Raw genomic sequence first — 1,243 nt, forward strand, 5'->3', positions numbered from 1 at the left:
GCAGGGCAGTTTCTCGATGGCCTGCTGGGAGACGAACGGCGCAAGACCGGATGGATGCGGGCAGACGCCGCTGGCGACAAGGGTCCCTGGCGGCAGCAGGCGATCCTCGGTCGGGTGCACTGGGATGCCGATGCCTTGCGCAACATCGTGCGCGACTATGCGCTGGAAACGCTGGCCGATCCGGGTGCGGTGCTGGTCATAGACGAAACCGGCTTTCTGAAGCAGGGTCATGCCTCCTGTGGTGCTGCACGCCAATACACCGGCTCGGCGGGCAAGATCACCAATTGCCAGATCGGGGTCTTTGCCGCTTATGTCTCGCACCATGGGCACGCCTTCATTGACCGGGTGCTCTATCTGCCGAAGGCTTGGGCGGACGATCCCGAACGGCGCCGCAAGACCCATGTGCCGCAGGAACTCGGCTTCGCCACCAAACCCGCGATTGCCCGTGCCATGATCGAGCGGGCGCTGGCAGCAGGGGTGCCGTTTTCCTGGGTGGCAGCCGACAGTGTCTATGGGGTCGGCGATATCGAGATGGCGCTGCGGCGTGCCGGCAAGGGATATGTGCTTGGGGTCAGCGCAAAGCATGCGTTCAACTCCTGGGGCAAGCCTTATGCCGTTGCCGGAACCGCCAGGGATATCGCCGCAGACCTGCCCCCGGAGGCCTGGCAGCGCTTATCGGCTGGCACAGGAACCAAGGGAGAGCGCCTTCATGACTGGGCCTATATCGAACTGGCCGACCTCGATGCTGCGGATTTCGACGCGAATTTCGGCGAGCTCTGGACCCGAGGCCTGCTGATCCGCCGCAATATCTCTGACGGCGATCTGGCCTTCTTCTCGACCTGGTGCCCGCAGGGCACGCCCATGGAAACACTGGTGCGGATCGAGGGCCACCGATGGGCGATCGAGGACAGTTTCGAGACCGCGAAGAACGAGCTTGGCCTCGATCACAACGAGACGCGCTCGTGGCACGGCTGGCACCGCCATGTTTCCCTGGTCATGCTGGCCTTCGCCATGACGGCCGTCATCCGCCATCATGCCAATGTCGCACCACCCCCAAAAACGATGCGCGGGCCCCATCGCTACCCCTGATCCGATGGTCTGTCCAGGAAATCCGCCGCATCGCCAATCGCATGGCACAGCGTCAAATCCAGCCCGCGCAGATCATCGCATGGTCATTGTGGCGAAGGGCGCATCAGGCCGCAGCAAGACAGGCTCATATCAAACTGAAAACGCAACTGTAATG

Annotated in this window: 1 protein-coding gene; it reads left to right on the forward strand. The window is 62.9% G+C overall.

The window, feature by feature from the left end:
* Window positions 1–1,089, forward strand: a 1,089-nt coding sequence (locus M511_RS19035) for an IS701 family transposase (RefSeq protein ID WP_139824659.1), incomplete at its 5' end; no start/stop codon positions are given.
* Window positions 1,090–1,243: the final 154 nt, after the last annotated feature.

Origin of the sequence: Paracoccus sp. J56, from assembly GCF_019633685.1 — a bacterium.
Lineage (GTDB): Bacteria > Pseudomonadota > Alphaproteobacteria > Rhodobacterales > Rhodobacteraceae > Paracoccus > Paracoccus kondratievae.